General features: G+C 41.0%; 16 protein-coding genes. 5 read left to right on the top strand and 11 right to left on the bottom strand.

Translation table 11 applies throughout. The annotated features are described in order from the left end of the window. Positions 1 to 324: 324 nt before the first annotated feature. The 3 genes from ACLNCP_RS07860 to ACLNCP_RS07850 all read right to left on the bottom strand — a co-directional run bounded on the left by ACLNCP_RS07860 (position 325) and on the right by ACLNCP_RS07850 (position 2641). A complete protein-coding gene (locus ACLNCP_RS07860; protein ID WP_000904842.1) occupies positions 325 to 1236 on the bottom strand; it encodes a helix-turn-helix domain-containing protein in 912 nt (303 codons plus the stop codon). Between the two features lie 71 nt (positions 1237 to 1307). Then, positions 1308 to 1868 carry a ribonuclease M5 gene (rnmV, locus tag ACLNCP_RS07855; protein ID WP_261057204.1) on the bottom strand — a complete coding sequence of 187 codons (561 nt, stop codon included), beginning with the start codon at positions 1866 to 1868 and terminating at the stop codon, positions 1308 to 1310. Further along, on the bottom strand, positions 1868 to 2641 hold the full coding sequence (locus ACLNCP_RS07850) for a TatD family hydrolase (RefSeq protein ID WP_424844282.1): 774 nt from the start codon (positions 2639 to 2641) through the stop codon (positions 1868 to 1870). Before ACLNCP_RS07850 ends, rnmV begins: the two co-directional genes overlap by 1 nt. A gap of 156 nt (positions 2642 to 2797) precedes the next feature. Here ACLNCP_RS07850 and ACLNCP_RS07845 point away from each other — a divergent pair, with 156 nt between their 5' ends. Beyond that, positions 2798 to 4642, top strand: a complete 1845-nt coding sequence (locus ACLNCP_RS07845; protein ID WP_424844281.1) for an APC family permease — start codon at positions 2798 to 2800, stop codon at positions 4640 to 4642. Positions 4643 to 4973: 331 nt separating this feature from the next. On the opposite strand, the gene ACLNCP_RS07840 is transcribed toward ACLNCP_RS07845, so the two are convergent. The 4 genes from ACLNCP_RS07840 to ACLNCP_RS07825 form a co-directional block, all read right to left on the bottom strand. Next, a complete protein-coding gene (locus tag ACLNCP_RS07840; protein WP_424844280.1) occupies positions 4974 to 6938 on the bottom strand; it encodes a peptide ABC transporter substrate-binding protein in 1965 nt (654 codons plus the stop codon). Positions 6939 to 7074: 136 nt separating this feature from the next. Continuing rightward, a complete protein-coding gene (gene rpmH / locus ACLNCP_RS07835) occupies positions 7075 to 7209 on the bottom strand; it encodes a 50S ribosomal protein L34 (RefSeq protein ID WP_000831905.1) in 135 nt (44 codons plus the stop codon). Between the two features lie 144 nt (positions 7210 to 7353). Further along, entirely contained in the window at positions 7354 to 8568 is a 1215-nt protein-coding gene (locus ACLNCP_RS07830; RefSeq protein WP_049492769.1) for a pyridoxal phosphate-dependent aminotransferase, read from the bottom strand. A 156-nt stretch (positions 8569 to 8724) separates the two neighbouring features. Further along, positions 8725 to 9027, bottom strand: coding sequence for a hypothetical protein (locus ACLNCP_RS07825; protein ID WP_424844279.1), 303 nt, complete (start codon positions 9025 to 9027; stop codon positions 8725 to 8727). A gap of 161 nt (positions 9028 to 9188) precedes the next feature. On the opposite strand from ACLNCP_RS07825, the gene ACLNCP_RS07820 reads away from it, so the two are divergent. Further along, complete coding sequence (locus tag ACLNCP_RS07820) at positions 9189 to 9641, top strand: universal stress protein (RefSeq protein ID WP_000079148.1); 453 nt, start codon at positions 9189 to 9191, stop codon at positions 9639 to 9641. A gap of 147 nt (positions 9642 to 9788) precedes the next feature. On the opposite strand, the gene ACLNCP_RS07815 is transcribed toward ACLNCP_RS07820, so the two are convergent. Next, a complete protein-coding gene (locus ACLNCP_RS07815) occupies positions 9789 to 11180 on the bottom strand; it encodes a Cof-type HAD-IIB family hydrolase (protein WP_261067107.1) in 1392 nt (463 codons plus the stop codon). A gap of 65 nt (positions 11181 to 11245) precedes the next feature. Here ACLNCP_RS07815 and ACLNCP_RS07810 point away from each other — a divergent pair, with 65 nt between their 5' ends. Next, positions 11246 to 12208, top strand: a complete 963-nt coding sequence (locus tag ACLNCP_RS07810) for an asparaginase (RefSeq protein ID WP_261065694.1) — start codon at positions 11246 to 11248, stop codon at positions 12206 to 12208. Here ACLNCP_RS07810 and ACLNCP_RS07805 read toward each other — a convergent pair. Beyond that, positions 12205 to 12351: a hypothetical protein gene (locus ACLNCP_RS07805; RefSeq protein WP_247953472.1), complete on the bottom strand. Its 147-nt coding sequence runs from the start codon at positions 12349 to 12351 to the stop codon at positions 12205 to 12207. The two genes, ACLNCP_RS07810 and ACLNCP_RS07805, sit on opposite strands and share 4 nt — an antisense overlap. Positions 12352 to 12411: 60 nt before the next feature. Next, positions 12412 to 13422: a catabolite control protein A gene (gene ccpA, locus ACLNCP_RS07800; RefSeq protein ID WP_001090628.1), complete on the bottom strand. Its 1011-nt coding sequence runs from the start codon at positions 13420 to 13422 to the stop codon at positions 12412 to 12414. Between the two features lie 238 nt (positions 13423 to 13660). Between ccpA and ACLNCP_RS07795 the strand changes: the two genes are divergently transcribed. Together ACLNCP_RS07795 and ACLNCP_RS07790 are read left to right on the top strand one after the other, a co-directional pair. Then, on the top strand, positions 13661 to 13978 hold the full coding sequence (locus ACLNCP_RS07795) for a DUF960 domain-containing protein (RefSeq protein ID WP_033681210.1): 318 nt from the start codon (positions 13661 to 13663) through the stop codon (positions 13976 to 13978). A 228-nt stretch (positions 13979 to 14206) separates the two neighbouring features. Then, a complete protein-coding gene (locus ACLNCP_RS07790; protein WP_084946533.1) occupies positions 14207 to 15463 on the top strand; it encodes an ISL3 family transposase in 1257 nt (418 codons plus the stop codon). An 81-nt stretch (positions 15464 to 15544) separates the two neighbouring features. Here ACLNCP_RS07790 and folK read toward each other — a convergent pair whose 3' ends face one another. Continuing rightward, the gene (gene folK, locus ACLNCP_RS07785; RefSeq protein WP_261067109.1) at positions 15545 to 16357 is read right to left on the bottom strand and encodes a 2-amino-4-hydroxy-6-hydroxymethyldihydropteridine diphosphokinase; all 813 of its coding nucleotides are present in this window, start codon (positions 16355 to 16357) and stop codon (positions 15545 to 15547) included. Positions 16358 to 16402 lie beyond the last annotated feature (45 nt).

Here is a 16402-nt window from a genome sequence, read left to right as displayed (position 1 = left end):
TCCTTATTTTTCTAATTTAGTCTATCAAGTTGTATTTATTATATGTTATGAATAAATTTTTTGAGACTAAGTAGACATAACTAAATTTTATTTAAACCACCAAGTAACTAAATAAAATAAACTAAAAAAGTTCATACTGTAATCTCCTTTCACATTTTTATTAATTATAAATTATTCTTAAATAAACTCAAAGGACATCAATGTCCTTAAAATAGAACCATTTCGTGTCATTTTTAGCTTATATATAAAAAACAGTCCTAAAGACGAACTTTAGAACTATTTCAATACTAGAACAAGGACATTTTTGTCACTGATTCACTATGTTTATAAATATTTTTTTAAATCTTCTTGCCATTGTTTCTCCAACATAGTAACTAAATAAGAATTTTCTATTATATCAGCAAATAGCTTCGATTTCTGATAGAACTGTTCGGCAGAAACATAATCATTGTTTATTATTAGAGATAATTTCCACTCCAACATTAATATAATTGGTTTCTTCTGAAAATCTTGTGTTTTTTCCATTATATGATTAAGGCTAAAGATATAAGCTCCGAGTGAATCATAAGACGACAAATTATCCAAACAGGCTAGACCCGAAAACAAAGTGTTACTTAAAGCAAACAGATATTCTGGTGCAATTAATTCTACATGATTTGTCAAACGAACTAAAAACGAATGAATTCTGTTAATTTCTTCAATCTGATTTTGACCTTGTTTTATCTTTGTAAGCACTATAGCAAAATATAAGTTGATAACTTCTAATTCATTTATCAAAAACAATTCCTTATCATAAATTGTTTTAAAATAATCGTCCAGTACGGTTTCCCCATATTCTGGTCGTCCGCTTCGAATAACATCTATCGTTGCTCTAGTAGCTTCAAACCATATTTTTTCCTCATTAGGAAGTTGCTCATAAAATAAATCCTCTATCTCTTCCAAACACGCTTCCTTCTTATCATACTCCTCTTCTTTACCATAGATTGGTTCACGTAAAATTTGGTATTTCAATTCTAAATAAGCAGGAGGAAGAGCTGAAAAATCCGGCATAAGGCTATAAGCTGGAACTCCTAGCCGGCGAGCAATATAGTCTAACTTGGGCAAACTTGGTTGCGAAGCTCCACTTTCAATTCGCGACAGTTGACGAACTGTCAGTTCTTGCTCATCTCCACAAAAATCTGGACGACTAATTCCTTTTTCTATCCGAATCTCTTTAATTTTTTGACCAATTAACATTAGACGCCTCCTCTTCTACCTGCTTCGAAAAATACTGTGAAACTTAAAAAATTGTAACGGCTACATCTTTCCTACTCATAAGATTTCATAGCTTCTTCCACTTCCGCCAAGGTGACCCCAAACAACTCTAGGCGTTTGAGGAGTTGCTTGCCGTTGGAATAGCCGATTCGGAGAGCCTCTCCTAGATATTCTCTGCGCTTACGGCTGTCTGACCCTGCTAGAAAACCAAGGCGAATCAAGTCGCTACGACTGATGTCAAACTGACTCTCATGTTCAAATTGTTCTGTCACCTGAGCTAGAGCCGTTTTCAGGTCTTCATAGCTGGCATGCTCAATTCCCAGAGAACGCCCCTTGGTCTTGGACTTAGGAACAGCTTCATCTCGCTTGAGAAAGGCATGCTGAACTGTTGGAATAGCCGTCATAATCATGCGGCGAATCCGCTCCCCATTAAAATCTGGGTCTGTAAAGACAATGACTCCATGAAGCTCATGTAGACGCTGAATACGTGCAATATCTTGCTCATTGATGGCAGAACCTCGGGTCTCATAGGTCTCTACCTCGAAATAACGTTTGAGATTGGCCGTATCATCGCGACCTTCAACCACGATAACTTGGGAAATTTTCTCTTTCATTACTTGCTGTCCAATCCAAAAATTCGTTCTGCATTTGCAGTTGTTACCGCCGCTAGCTCTTCTGTCGTCATACCACGCAAGTCGGCGATAAAGTCCACTACATAGCGAGTGTAGGCTGTTTTATTTTCACGACCCCGCTTGGGTACAGGTGCTAAGTAAGGCGCATCTGTTTCCACCAAAATCTTGTCCAAAGGTAACTCTTTAGCTGCTTCTTGGATGTCAGTTGCTTTCTTAAAAGTCACCACTCCTGAGAAGGAAATAGTCATGCCAAGCGCGACAAACTTCTCTGCCCATTCAAGAGTTCCTGAGAAAGAATGCATAATCCCACCACGAGGACCAACGCCCTCACTTTTGATAATCTCATAGGTATCTTCCAGCGCATCACGAGTATGGACAACAAAAGGTAAATCCAAGTCCTTAGATAACTGAATCTGACGGCGAAAAACCTGCTCCTGCACCTCTTTTGGCGCTGTCATCCAATGGTAGTCCAAACCAATCTCACCTAAAGCAACAACCTTGGGATGCTTGAGCTTATCAAGCAAGTAGGCTTCAATCTCCTCCGTGTAAGTCCCTGCTTCTGTCGGATGCCAACCAATAGTCGCATAGAGCTGGTCATACTCATCTACCAACTCCAAGGCACGCTCAATCGTCGGTTTATCAAAACCAACAATATTCATCTGTGTCACACCCATCTCAGCAGCTAAGGCGATTTCTTCTGCCTCATGACCTGCAAATTCTTCTACATTCAAGTGTGTATGTGTATCAAAAATCATCTCTTCTAACCTCGTTTTCTATCTTCTATTATACCAAAAAACTGCCCTCTCTCCTCATCTGTACAAAATATTCTAAAATCCATCGTCGTCTCTTGACGCTATTTTCCCAAAGCAGTATAATAGCACTTATTGAAATTTTCAGAAAAGGAAAATACAATGTTTACAAAATTAAAACAGACCTTTATCGGTCGTCCTCTTAAGTCCTTAACAGAAGGCGAGGGAGGTCTGCTGGGAAAAATGCAGGCCTTGGCTATGTTGTCAAGCGACGCTCTATCTTCCATTGCCTATGGGCCTGAGCAAGTAGTCCTCGTCTTGGCTAGTCTCTCTCCTCTTGCGATATGGTGGAGTCTTCCTATCGGCCTCTTTGTCCTCCTGCTCCTAGCTAGCCTGACCGTCTCCTACCGTCAAATCATCCATGCCTACCCTCAAGGAGGAGGGGCCTATATGGTTACTCGAGAAAATCTATCTCCCGAACTTGGCTTAATTGCTGGAGGTAGTCTGCTGGTTGACTACATGCTGACTGTGGCGGTATCGGTGTCATCTGGAGCCGATGCTATCACAGCAGCTCTCCCTGCTCTCCACCCTTACAACCTCCACATTTCCATTTTTCTAGTTTGTTTGCTTATGCTCTTGAATTTACGGGGCTTAAAAGAATCTGCCAGTTCACTGATGATTCCTGTCTATCTCTTTATCATCAGTACTGTCTTTCTCTTGCTCTATGGAATCTTTCAACTAGTAACTGGTTCTCTCAGCTATCAGGCAACTTCACCTATTGGGCATGCTGTACCGAGTCTGTCTATCATTCTCATTCTAAGAGCCTTTACCAGTGGTTCTGCCTCTCTGACAGGGGTTGAAGCTATTTCAAATGCCGTTCCCTTTTTCAAGACTCCAAAAGAAAAGAATGCCGCTCAGACCTTGACCATCATGTCATTGATTTTAGGTTTTCTTTTTGCAGGCATTACCTTCCTAAACTACTGGATGGGGATTCTGCCTCAACACGGAGAAACTATCCTCTCACAGATGGCTCAAGGCATCCTTGGAAATTCCTTCTTAGGTCACCTTGGCTATTATATCTTCCAATTCTCCACAGCCTTGATTTTGGCCGTAGCTGCAAATACTGGCTTTTCGGCTTTCCCTATGCTGGCTTACAATATGGCTAAAAACAAATACATGCCCCATCTCTTTATGGAAAAAGGAGACCGCCTAGGCTACTCCAATGGAATTTTAACTCTGGCTTTTGGGGCTATGATTCTTCTTCTCATTTTTAATGGCAATACAGAACGCTTGATTCCTCTTTATACTATCGGGGTCTTCGTTCCCTTCGCCCTATCTCAGACTGGGATGATTCGTCATTGGAAAAAGGAAAAAGGAGCAAATTTCTTAAAACCTGCTCTTGCTAATATCCTTGGGGCAATCATTTGCTACGCGATTGTACTAATCTTGCTCTTTTTCCGTCTCAGTGATATCTGGCCCTTCTTCCCGATTATTCTCGTACTCACCCTACTCTTCTTAGCAATTCACAGTCATTACCAAAAAGTAGCCCAACAACTGCGACTCTATGAAGGAATCGAAAAACGTACCTACGATGGCAATCTTGTCCTCGTCCTAGTAGGAAATGTTACCAGAGTCAGCGTCGGAGCCATTAACTATGCCCAAAGTATCGGTGACGAAGTCTTAGCCATGCACATTTCTACAAAGGAAACCGCAGAAAAAGACCAAGAAATTCTCCAAGAATTTGCCGATTACTTCCCAACCATTACTCTGAAAAATATCAAGACCAGCTATCGTGACATCATCACCCCTACTGTCAAGTATGTCAAACGGATTTCCGAGGAAGCTCAGAAAAAGAACTATACAGTCACTGTCCTCGTCCCCCAGTTTATCCCTAATAAACCTTGGCAAAATATCCTGCACAATCAGATGAGTCTTAAACTCAAATACGCCCTTCGTTGGCACCAAGACGTCGTTGTCGCTAGCTACTCTTATCACTTAAAAGAATAAATAAAAGGCCCTACCAGAAGCAAGAAGCTCTGGCAAGGCCTTTTTCTGAATCCAGTCACTATGCTTATACTCAATGAAAATCAAAGAGCAAACTAGGAAGCTAGCCGCAGGCTGCTCAAAGCACTGCTTTGAGGTTGTAGATGAAACTGACGAAGTCAGCTCAAAACACTGTTTTGAGGTTGCAGATAGAACTGACGAAGTCAGCTCAAAACACTGTTTTGAGGTTGTGGATAGAACTGACGAAGTCAGTAACATATATACGGTAAGGCAACGCTGACGTGGTTTGAAGAGATTTTAGAAGAGTATTAACTGAAAAGCATGACTAGGAATACTATTGAATATGGTTAGCTAAATCTTCCTGAGCTTTTTTATTTGACTCAGCTTTTTCTTTTAGCCATTTTTCATAGAGTTCTTGGTACTGTTTAGCAGTTACTGGCTCTTTTTGCAATTCAACATATTTATAGTTGTCTGCATCTCCTTTGTGTCCAACGAATGAGAATGGTCCTGTAAACGGTATAGTCTTACGGAAGATTGGGTTGGCTCCACCACTTTGAACTGGTAGGAACAAGGCGCTATCTGTCAACCAAGCTTGGGCTTCAGCATATTTTTCGTAGCGAGCTTGAGTATCTGTGATTTCCGCATCAGCCTGATCCAAGAGTTTCTTGTAGTCAGCAAGACCAATCTTGTCCTTGACTTCCTTGTCTTTTCCTTCAGACAAGCCCATATTTTTCAACTGAGAACCTGTCTCTGAATCAAGGATCGCTAGGTAAGTCTTAGGATCTGAGTAGTCTCCTCCCCATCCTGAGATGTCGATATCGTAGTCTTTTTGTTCTGCTGTATCTGCAAAGTAAGTTGCCTGGTCTTTTTCATCCGGAGAAAGTTGGATAACATCGATAACCACATTCTCCTTACCAAGGGTTTCTTCCACTGTTTGTTTAAAAGATCCAGCCTGTTGCACATCCAACTTAGCAGTCTGGTCAACTGGCATATCCAAATGAATTGGGAAGGTTACTCCCTGTGCTTGCAGGCTTTCTTTGGCCTTCGCAAATTTCTCTTTGGCCTTGTCAGGGTTCAAGAAGGCTTGCTTACCATCGTTTAGGTTAATATTTGCCCAATCTTTACCGTAGTTGACAATTTTTTCATTGACAATGTCACCAAAGTTCTTATCACCAACTTGGACAAAGTTACTTGGTGTAACCGTGTTACGCAAGATACGGTCTGCTCCATCTTCACCATTTGTCTGCGCTGCATAAGCATGACGGTCAAAGGCAAAGTTGATAGCCTGACGGAAATCTTTATTTTGCATGGCTGCGCGTGAATCTGTCTTTTCCTTATCAGACTGTTTCATAGTCTGCTTGTAGCTTTGACGATTGACGTTGAAAAGATAGTAGAAAGTAACTGAGTTTTGTGGTGTATAGGTAATCTTGTCCTCATTTCCCTTCTTAAGCTCAGCAAAGACTGAACTTGTTGGGAAGATACGACCATCTGTATAGTTACCATCCAAGAAACCTCTAGCAATGCTATCTTGGTCAGATCCGTCAAAGAAAGAGAGCTTCACTTTCTCGATTTTAACATTGTCCTTATCCCAGTAATTAGGATTTTTATCAAATTCAATCAAAGATTTGGATGTGAAGGACTTAAACAAGTAAGGACCATTTGACAAGATACTTGATGGTGTCACACTTCCAAAGTCATCTCCCTTAGACTTCAAGAAGGCTTCATTTACAGGACTAAGAATACTTGCTGTTGTTTTAGAGTTCCAATAAGTTTCAGGTTGGATGAGGGTGTATTGTAGTGTGTAATCATCCACTGCCTTAACACCAACAGTTCCAAAATCAGATGTTCTCCCTTCAACATAGTCTGCTAGACCCTTGATAGAGTCTTGTACCAAGTACAAGTTTTCAGCCTTTTTATCAGCCGCATACTTGAGACCAGTCACAAAGTCATGAGCCGTTACATCTGCATACTCTTCTCCTTCAGAAGTGTACCATTTAGCCCCCTGACGGATTTTATAAGTGTAGGTCAAACCATCTTTTGACACTGTCCATGACTCAGCCATAGACGGGATTAGATTGCCATACTGGTCGTTTTCCAACAAACCATCAATCAAGTTGGTTGTAATACTAGATGTAGAGTCTCGGGTAGAAGTAATATAATCCAAGGTATCTGGGTTATTGACAAAGATATAAGAGTAAGTCTTGTCTGCATTACTTGATTGAGATGATCCACACGCTGCTAAAGCTAGACCTGCTGTCAAAGCCATAGCTCCAAAAAGCATAACTTTTGATTTCTTCATGATTATTCTCCAATTTTACAGTATGTGAAATATTATACACTATTCAAGCAAAAATATAAAGCTTTTTGTACTTTTTTACAAAAATAAAAATCAGTAGACTCGAGTTCCTACTGATTTTTGATAGAATTCGTTTGGATTATGCAGCCAAAACTTTGCGTCCTTTACGACGACGAGCTGCCAATACGCGACGACCGTTTTTAGTTGACATACGGTTACGGAATCCGTGTTTGCGCGCACGACGAAGTTTACTTGGTTGATAAGTACGTTTCACGATGAATACCTCCTCATAGATTTTGTATTCGTTTAGCCGGCTATAAAGTGATCAGTTACTAAACATACTTTACTATTCTATCTGATTCTTTTACTTTTGTCAATAGCTCTAGGCAAATGTTTCCAGCTTTTTCGAATGTAAGCCCTATCTACGATACTGTTTCAAGAAACGAGTCATCTTGTCTTGAATTTGGGCTAGTTCATCAACACGAGGAAGGTAAACGATACGGAAGTGGTCTGGTTCCTGCCAGTTAAAGCCTCGACCATGAACCAAGAGAACCTTTTCCTGTTTCAAGAAATCAAGGACAAACTGTTCATCATCATCGATACGGTACATATTGCGGTCGATTTTAGGGAAGATATAGAGTCCAGCCTTGGGTTTAACCGCAGACAAACCTGGAATATCTTGAATGGCATTGTAGATGAAATTTCTTTGCTCGTAAATTCGTCCACCAGGAAGAAGCAATTCATCGACCGACTGGTGACCACCTAGGGAAGTTTGTACGACCTGTTGAGCCAAAACATTAGAGCAAAGTCGCATATTGGACAGCATATTGAGCCCTTCGATATAGCCCTTGACATGAGTCTTTGGTCCAGACAAGACCATCCAACCCACACGGAAACCAGCGATACGATGGGATTTTGACAGACCATTCATGCTGACACAGAAAACATCTGGTGCCAAACTCGCCACAGGCGTATGCACATGTCCATCCATTACCATGCGGTCGTAAATTTCATCCGCAAAGATAATCAAATCGTTTTGACGGGCAATCTCAATAATCTCCAGCAAGAGTTCTTTAGGATAAAGGGCTCCAGTTGGATTATTTGGATTGATAAGGACGATTGCCTTGGTATTTGAAGTGATTTTTGACTTGATATCGTCAATATCTGGAAACCATTCTGCAGCTTCATCACAGATATAGTGAACGGCATTTCCTCCAGCTAGGCTGACAGCTGCTGTCCAGAGAGGATAGTCTGGCATAGGAACCAAGACCTCATCCCCGTTGTCCAAAAGCCCCTGCATAGACATGACAATCAGCTCACTGACACCATTTCCAAGGTAGATATCATCAATATCTACGTTTGGGAATTTCTTCAATTGGCAATACTGCATGATGGCCTTACGGGCTGAGAAAATCCCTTTGGAGTCAGAGTAACCTTCACTATCACGCGCATTCATAATCAAGTCATGAATGACCTCGTCTGGCGCTGTAAAACCAAATTCTGCTGGATTTCCTGTATTCAGACGTAAAATCTTTTCTCCGTTTGCTCGCATCCGCATGGCTTCTTCCAAAACAGGACCACGGATATCATAAGCAACATGCTCTAACTTACTAGACTTGTTATATTCTTTCATCTTGTTTCCTCAATTCATCAGGATAGTAACATTATACCACTAGAAAGAAAATGCGACAAGTTTACTGAAATGTGTTACTAGGTTCGGATATAAGAAAAACCTCACTAAAAGCGAGGTCAAGACAGGGGAGATAGCAGGTAATTTGCGAAAGTCACATCACATACCAAAAGATAAACCTAGAAAAAGCAAGCCTAGAAAGGAGTCATAGAGAAGATTGAACATGAGGAAAAGCCCCCATATCATCAAGTAATCCCAATGCCCACTTCGTTTTGCAACCAGGAATAATAGAAAATGGTAGATTAGGTGAAAGACTAAAAAGCCAACAAAACCTGGATAGAGAAGCGGAATTAGCTTCTCTAATTGCCAGATCATAATAACTTCTAGCAAGACTGAAACTAGGATGATTCCATAATAAAGGAAATTTGAATTTTTTGTTTCTTGAAAAGAGTGCTTCATCATTCTCCCTCCCTTCACTTCTTTCCTGCTATCCTTTCTTTTATTTTATCATATATTTATATAGATTTTAAGCGCTAACATTCTTTTAAAAAATACTTTTTTTGCTTTACTTCTATAGTGAAAAGGTTTACAATTATAGTAAGAAAATTTCAGGAGGTTTCATTATGGCACAACGTTACCAAAATATCATGGTCGCAATCGATGGTTCTAAGGAAGCGGACTTGGCTTTTGTCAAGGGAGTTCATTCTGCTCTACGAAACGACGCTAAACTCACCATCGCACATGTCATTGACACACGCGCTCTCCAAAGCGTATCCACCTTTGATGCTGAAGTTTACGAAGAACTCCAAGTCGACGCTGAAAGTCTGATGAAAGAGTACGAAAAACGTGCTAAAGATGCTGGTGTGGCAGATGTTCATATCGTCATTGAAATGGGAAATCCAAAGACCCTACTGGCACGTACTATTCCCGATGCTGAAGAAGTGGACCTCATCCTCGTTGGCGCAACTGGTCTCAACGCCTTTGAACGCCTCTTGGTCGGATCTTCATCTGAATACATACTCCGCCATGCTAAGGTCGATTTGCTGGTTGTGAGAGAACAAGAAAAAACCTTATAATTACGACGAAAAGGAGCTCAGCGCTCCTTTTTGTTTACTATTTATACTCTTCGAAAATCAAATTCAAACCACGTCAACGTCCATCTACAACCTCAAAACAGTGTTTTGAGCAGCCTGCGGCTAGTTTCCTAGTTTGCTCTTTGATTTTCATTGAGTATTATTTCTCTCTTTATGGCGTTCATAAGCCTTGAGCTGACGCTGCAGTTCCTTTTTAATAGCAGGTTCTGGAGCATATTTTTCTTCCCAATCATCTGGCTTTAAGATTTTGTGGGTCACTGGATCAAAATGAGCCTTGCCATCTGGGAAAATTTTCCCCATATTAGCCTGATGAACAATATCAAAAATACGTTCTGGGTCCACTCCCATCAAGACAAAACTACCGTAGGTAAAGTAAAGCGTGTCAATCAGAGCATCTACCTGACCTATCAAATCTTGCTGAGCAGGCGTCTTCTTGGCTACTTTACCTGCTGCCTTATCAAGAGCTTGATGAAGTTGCGATAGTGCTTGACCAAAGTCCTCTTCAGAAGGACTGGCAGCTCTAACAAACTCCACCAATTCTTCTATTTTAAAGCCAGCCCTGTGGGTTGCACCTTCTAAATCCCAAGCTCGTGGTTCTTCTTGGGTCCGTTCATCCATCATGTGGTGGAAGGTCTTGACCTTATTGAAATGATAGTCACGGCTGACAAAGACTTTTTCTGAGGCCAGAACACCAAAATGTTCCAGGGCCTTGTGGATTCCGTCTTGCTGATTGCTAGTAGTGATATGCTTGGCAACTTCCTTGACGCTGCTACTACCATTCCCCATAGCGACCGACATACCGACTCCCGCCAGCATTTCTAGGTCGTTATCTGAGTCACCAAAGGCCATGACTTGGTTGAGATCAAAACCATATTCTTTCCCAACTCGGCGAATACCTTCCAATTTAGAATTGCCTTGATTGATGACATCTGCAGCAAAAGGATTGCTACGTGTCAATTTCAAATCTTGAAAATCAGTTGCCGCCTTCTCAGATTCTTCTGGCGTCATCAGCATTAAAACTTGGTAGATAGGCTGATTCATCAGATTAAGCAGGTCTTCTTCCCTTTGGGGAACAACCTTGCTGACCATACGATTAAAGGAATGACTCACTGTCCGAGTTAAAACTGAGGGAACGAAGCGACTAATTCGTTGAGAAAAAGTTCCCAGACCAAAAGACATGATTTTAGACCCCAGCATAGCATCCTTGGTCCCTAGGGCAATCTCCTTGCCCTCTTTTTTAGCATACGTAATGAGCTGGCGCAAATGTAACTTGGAAATTGGGCTCGTGAACAAGACTCTGTCTTTAGTAAAGATATACTGGCCATTGTAGGTTACCGCAAAGTCCAGATCCAAATCGTCCATCAATTCCTTAACAAAAAAAGGTCCTCGCCCTGTCGCTACACCAACTAGCACCCCTTGTTCTTTGACAATCTTAATCGCGTCCTTAGTGGATTTCAAAACACTCTTGCGATCGTTAACCAAGGTTCCATCGATATCAAAAAAAACAGCTTTGACTTCCATCCTATCCCAATCTCCCCTTTTGTGATACAATGATTATACCACATTTCAGAAAGAGTGAGTAAATCATGCCTAAGAAAATCCTTGTTTTACATACGGGTGGGACTATTTCCATGCAGGCCGATGCTTCTGGCGCTGTTGTGACGAGTTCAGATAATCCCATGAACCATGTGTCCAATCCACTTGAAGGAATACAAGTCCACGCCTTGGACTTTTTTAACCTGCCAAGTCCTCATATCAAACCCAAGCATATGCTGGCCCTCTACCAAAAAATCAAAGAGGAAGCAGATAACTACGATGGAGTGGTGATCACACACGGGACCGATACTTTAGAGGAAACAGCCTATTTCCTTGATACCATGGAAGTTCCCCATATGCCTATCGTTCTAACAGGGGCCATGCGCAGCTCCAATGAACTCGGCAGTGATGGTGTTTATAATTATCTGAGCGCTTTACGAGTGGCTAGTGATGACAAGGCTGCTGACAAAGGGGTTTTGGTTGTGATGAACGATGAAATCCATGCCGCCAAGTATGTTACCAAAACACATACAACCAACGTCGGCACCTTCCAGACCCCAACACATGGCCCCCTTGGTCTGATTATGAAACAGGAAATTCTCTACTTCAAAACAGCTGAGCCCCGTGTCCGCTTTGACCTTGATCACATACAAGGCTTAGTCCCTATCATCTCGGCTTATGCTGGTATGACAGATGAGCTAATTGATATGCTGGATTTGGAACAATTGGACGGTTTGATTATCCAAGCCTTCGGAGCTGGTAATATTCCCAAAGAAACGGCTCTAAAGTTAGAAAGCCTTCTGCAAAAAGGAATCCCAGTCGCTCTGGTTTCACGATGCTTTAACGGTATAGCGGAACCTGTTTATGCCTACCAAGGTGGGGGCGTGCAGTTGCAAAAATCTGGTGTCTTCTTTGTTAAAGAACTCAACGCCCAAAAAGCCCGCCTAAAGCTCCTCATTGCCCTCAATGCCGGACTAACAGGACAGGCTTTGAAAGACTATATGGAAGGTTAAGTCTCTTCGAAAATCTCTTCAAACCGCGTCAACGTCGCCTTACCGTATGTATGGTTATTGACTTCGTCAGTTCTATCTGCAACCTCAAAGCAGTGCTTTGAGCAACCTGCGACTAGCTTCCTAGTTTGCTCTTTGATTTTCATTGAGTATAATTCCCTCCTCTAAAAACAAATCAGGAAATCTTCACGATTCCCTGATTTTTTCTATTTACGTTTTCGTGTTGAGCGACGTTCTGTCAAACCATGAGGTAAGAGAACTTCACGTTCTTCCAACTCTTCCTTGTGCATAATCTTAGTCAACATACGCATACTTATGGCACCAAGGTCATAAAGAGGTTGGGCAATAGTTGTCAAGTTTGGACGGGTAAAGCGTGAGACTTGCGAATCATCACTAGTAATAATTTCAAACTCTTCTGGTACTGATACACCCTTATCAGCAAGGCCGTTCAAGACACCTGCTGCCAGTTCATCACCTGTTACAACTGCTGCAGTTGCGTTTGATGAAATCAAGCGTTCTGCCAAGGCATAACCGTCTTCATAAGTGTATTTAGATTCAAATACCAATCCTTCGCTATAAGAAATACCTGCTTTTTTCAAGGCTTCCTTGTAGCCAACCAAACGAACCTTACCATTGATGTCATCCACTAATGGACCACTAACGAAAGCAATGCGCTCATTTTCTTTAGCGAGGTAGGTTACTGCATCAATCGTTGCTTGTTTGTAGTCAATATTGACACTTGGAAGCTGATGTTCTACATCCACAGTTCCTGCAAGAACAACTGGTGTTCGAGAACGAGAAAACTCTGAACGAATTTTTTCAGTCAAGTGGTAGCCCATAAAAATGATACCATCCACTTGCTTAGAAAATAGTGTATTGACAACTGAAACTTCCTTGTCATCGTCCTCATCACTATTGGCAAGGACAATATTGTACTTGTACATTTCAGCGATATCATCAATCCCTTTAGCAAGCGTTGAGAAATAACCATTGGTAATATTGGGGATCACGACACCGACAGTGGTTGTCTTTTTACTTGCAAGGCCACGCGCCACTGCATTTGGACGGTAATCCAAACGATCAATCACCTCAAGCACTTTTTTACGTGTGTTCTCTTTTACATTCTTATTGCCATTGACTACACGGCTAACCGTCGCCATTGAAACTCCTGCTTCACGGGCGACATCATAAATCGTTACTGTATCGTCTGTATTCATTCCATTTCCTTTCTATATCATACCTAACGAGACTCCAAAAAAAGAGACGGTATGAAAATTTCGTTTTCATGCTTCTACTTATTCCATTTTATCACTAATTGTAAACACTTTCAAGCATTTTTTGAAGATTGTTTGAAAAAAATTTCATAGTATGCTATGTTGAAGAAGAAAAAATCACCTTTTCTTGATTTTTAATCCTATTTGCTGTATGATAAGGAAAAAGAAAGGGGGCAGAAATATGGCTTTTACCAATACCCACATGCGGTCTGCTAGTTTTGGCATTGTTACCAGCTTACCTGATGATGTCATTGACTCTTTTTGGTATATTATTGATCACTTCTTAAAAAATGTCTTTGAATTGGAAGAAGAACTCGAGTTTCAATTGCTCAATAACCATGGAAAAATTACCTTCCATTTTTCAAGTCAACACCTCCCCACAGCCATTGATTTTGACTTTAACCATCCTTTTGATCCTCTTTATCCACCAAGAGTACTGGTTTTAGATATGGATGGTAGAGAAACTATCCTCCTCCCAGAAGAAAATGACCTATTTTAATACTCAATGAAAATCAAAGAGCAAACTAGGAAGCTAGCCGCAGGCTGCTCAAAACACTATTTTGAGGTTGCAGATGGAAGCTGACGTGGTTTGAAGAGATTTTCGGCTCTATAATATTTGTAGTGGGTACCCCCCCTATAGATATTATGGAGCCTATTTTGTTGTAGAAAAAAAGTCCCATAAGATCTATAATGAAAAGTGACCAAACAACTCATTAGAAAGATTCATATGGAACAATTACATTTTATCACAAAACTACTCGATATCAAAGACCCTAATGTCCAAATTATGGATATCGTGAATAGAGATACACACAAGGAAATCATCGCTAAACTAGATTATGAGGCACCATCTTGCCCTGATTGCGGAAGTCAAATGAAGAAATATGACTTCCAAAAACCCTCTAAGATTCCTTACCTTGAAACTTCTGGTATGCCTACCAGAATCCTCCTTAGAAAGCGTCGTTTTAAGTGCTATCATTGCTCGAAAATGCTGGTCGCTGAGACTTCTATCGTCAAGAAAAATCATCAAATCCCTCGTATTATCAACCAAAAAATTGCGCAAAAGTTAATTGAAAAGACTTCTATGACTGACATTGCCCATCAGCTTTCCATTTCAACTTCAACTGTCATTCGTAAACTGAATGATTTTCACTTTAAGCATAACTTTAGCCAACTTCCTGAGATTATGTCCTGGGACGAGTATGCCTTTACCAAGGGAAAAATGAGTTTCATTGCACAAGACTTTGATAATCTCAACATTATCACCGTTCTTGAAGGTAGAACACAAGCTATCATCCGAAATCACTTTCTGCGCTACGATAGAGTCGTTCGTTGTCAGGTGAAAATCATTACTATGGATATGTTTAGCTCCTACTACGATATTGCCAGAAAACTTTTTCCTAACGCTAAAATCGTTCTTGACCGCTTTCACATTGTCCAACATCTCAGCCGTGCTATGAGTCGTGTCCGTGTTCAAATCATGAATCAGTTCGATCGAAAATCTCATGAATACAAGGCCATCAAGCGCTACTGGAAGCTCATTCAACAAGATAGTCGTAAACTCAGTGATAAGCGATTTTATCGCCCTACTTTTCGTATGCACTTAACGAATAAAGAGATTCTAGACAAGCTTTTGAGCTATTCAGAAGAGTTGAAACACCACTATCATCTCTATCAACTCTTACTTTTTCACTTTCAGAACAAGGAGCCAGACAAATTCTTCGGACTTATTGAGTACAATCTAAAACAGGCTCATCCTCTTTTTCAGACTGTCTTTAAAACCTTTCTCAAGGATAAAGAGAAAATCGTCAATGCCCTTCAACTACCCTACTCCAACGCCAAATTAGAAGCAACAAATAATCTCATTAAACTCATCAAACGCAATGCCTTTGGATTTCGGAACTTTGAAAACTTCAAAAAACGGATTTTTATCGCTCTGAATATCAAAAAAGAAAGGACAAAATTTGTCCTTTCTAGATCTTAGCTTTTCTTCAACCCACTACAGTTGACAAAGAGCCAAAAACTCTAGCCTTCAGTTGCAAGTGACTGAAAACTAGAGTTTTTTCTATTTTTTCAAAGCATTATACAAGTTGCGGATTGGTTGCTTTAATGTAGGATGGATAAAATGAGGCGCAATTTCCTGTAAGGACTCAAGGACAAAAAGGCGTTCCGCTATGTAAGGATGAGGCAAGATAAGCTCATCTGTATAAATGACCTGGTCCTCCACAAAGAGCAAGTCCAAATCAATCAAACGAGGTCCCCAATGTACTTCTCTCACCCGTCCCATCTCTGACTCAATGGCTAACAAGGTCTCTAATAGAACTGGGGCCGGCAACCAGGTTTCAACCTCAACCACTTGATTAGCAAAGCTATCTTGCTCCACACCACCCCAAGGCTCCGTCGTCAAGACACTGGACTCTTTGAGAATATGGATACCTCGATTTCGCATTTTCTCAATGGCTTGTTTCAAGTTTGCTTGTTTATCTCCCATATTGCTTCCTAGGGCGATAAAGGCTCGTTGCTTGCGGCGATGAATGGTTACCGAGCAAGTATCTAGTGGCAAATGCACTGGCGCCCAAGGTTTTTTCAGTTCCAACTTCATTTCTTGGACAAGAGGATAAGCCTCAAAAGTACGTTCTACCAGTTTATAAGCTACCGTTTCAATTAAATCTTCACTCGTTTCCTGAAACCATGCCGTCCACTGCTGGCACAATTCTCCGTAATGGACAGAGGCTGTTAAATCCAAGTCTGTAGCCGCCTTGGTCATATCATAGGATAGGATTGCGGAAATAACAAACTTCTGCCCCAATTCTTTCTCACTAGGAAAAAGACCATGATAAGCAAAAATTTCCAAATCCTTAATCTGCAGTTGATCCATAATGATTCCTTTCTAGAAAAATCCGCCCAAAGCGGATTCTTTTTA

The sequence above is a fragment of the Streptococcus sp. CL6.35 genome, assembly GCF_049737915.1.
Taxonomy (GTDB): domain Bacteria; phylum Bacillota; class Bacilli; order Lactobacillales; family Streptococcaceae; genus Streptococcus.
This window is presented reverse-complemented; position numbering and strand designations above follow the sequence as displayed.

What these genes read in the sequence shown, in the direction of transcription:
- ACLNCP_RS07860 (WP_000904842.1), bottom strand. Translation starts at nt 1,236, where the DNA reads ATGTTAATTGGTCAAAAAATTAAAGAGATTCGGATAGAAAAAGGAATT.
- rnmV (WP_261057204.1), bottom strand. Translation starts at nt 1,868, where the DNA reads ATGAAAGAGAAAATTTCCCAAGTTATCGTGGTTGAAGGTCGCGATGAT.
- ACLNCP_RS07850 (WP_424844282.1), bottom strand. Translation starts at nt 2,641, where the DNA reads ATGATTTTTGATACACATACACACTTGAATGTAGAAGAATTTGCAGGT.
- ACLNCP_RS07845 (WP_424844281.1), top strand. Translation starts at nt 2,798, where the DNA reads ATGTTTACAAAATTAAAACAGACCTTTATCGGTCGTCCTCTTAAGTCC.
- ACLNCP_RS07840 (WP_424844280.1), bottom strand. Translation starts at nt 6,938, where the DNA reads ATGAAGAAATCAAAAGTTATGCTTTTTGGAGCTATGGCTTTGACAGCA.
- ACLNCP_RS07830 (WP_049492769.1), bottom strand. Translation starts at nt 8,568, where the DNA reads ATGAAAGAATATAACAAGTCTAGTAAGTTAGAGCATGTTGCTTATGAT.
- ACLNCP_RS07825 (WP_424844279.1), bottom strand. Translation starts at nt 9,027, where the DNA reads ATGATGAAGCACTCTTTTCAAGAAACAAAAAATTCAAATTTCCTTTAT.
- ACLNCP_RS07820 (WP_000079148.1), top strand. Translation starts at nt 9,189, where the DNA reads ATGGCACAACGTTACCAAAATATCATGGTCGCAATCGATGGTTCTAAG.
- ACLNCP_RS07815 (WP_261067107.1), bottom strand. Translation starts at nt 11,180, where the DNA reads ATGGAAGTCAAAGCTGTTTTTTTTGATATCGATGGAACCTTGGTTAAC.
- ACLNCP_RS07810 (WP_261065694.1), top strand. Translation starts at nt 11,246, where the DNA reads ATGCCTAAGAAAATCCTTGTTTTACATACGGGTGGGACTATTTCCATG.
- ACLNCP_RS07805 (WP_247953472.1), bottom strand. Translation starts at nt 12,351, where the DNA reads ATGAAAATCAAAGAGCAAACTAGGAAGCTAGTCGCAGGTTGCTCAAAG.
- ccpA (WP_001090628.1), bottom strand. Translation starts at nt 13,422, where the DNA reads ATGAATACAGACGATACAGTAACGATTTATGATGTCGCCCGTGAAGCA.
- ACLNCP_RS07795 (WP_033681210.1), top strand. Translation starts at nt 13,661, where the DNA reads ATGGCTTTTACCAATACCCACATGCGGTCTGCTAGTTTTGGCATTGTT.
- ACLNCP_RS07790 (WP_084946533.1), top strand. Translation starts at nt 14,207, where the DNA reads ATGGAACAATTACATTTTATCACAAAACTACTCGATATCAAAGACCCT.
- folK (WP_261067109.1), bottom strand. Translation starts at nt 16,357, where the DNA reads ATGGATCAACTGCAGATTAAGGATTTGGAAATTTTTGCTTATCATGGT.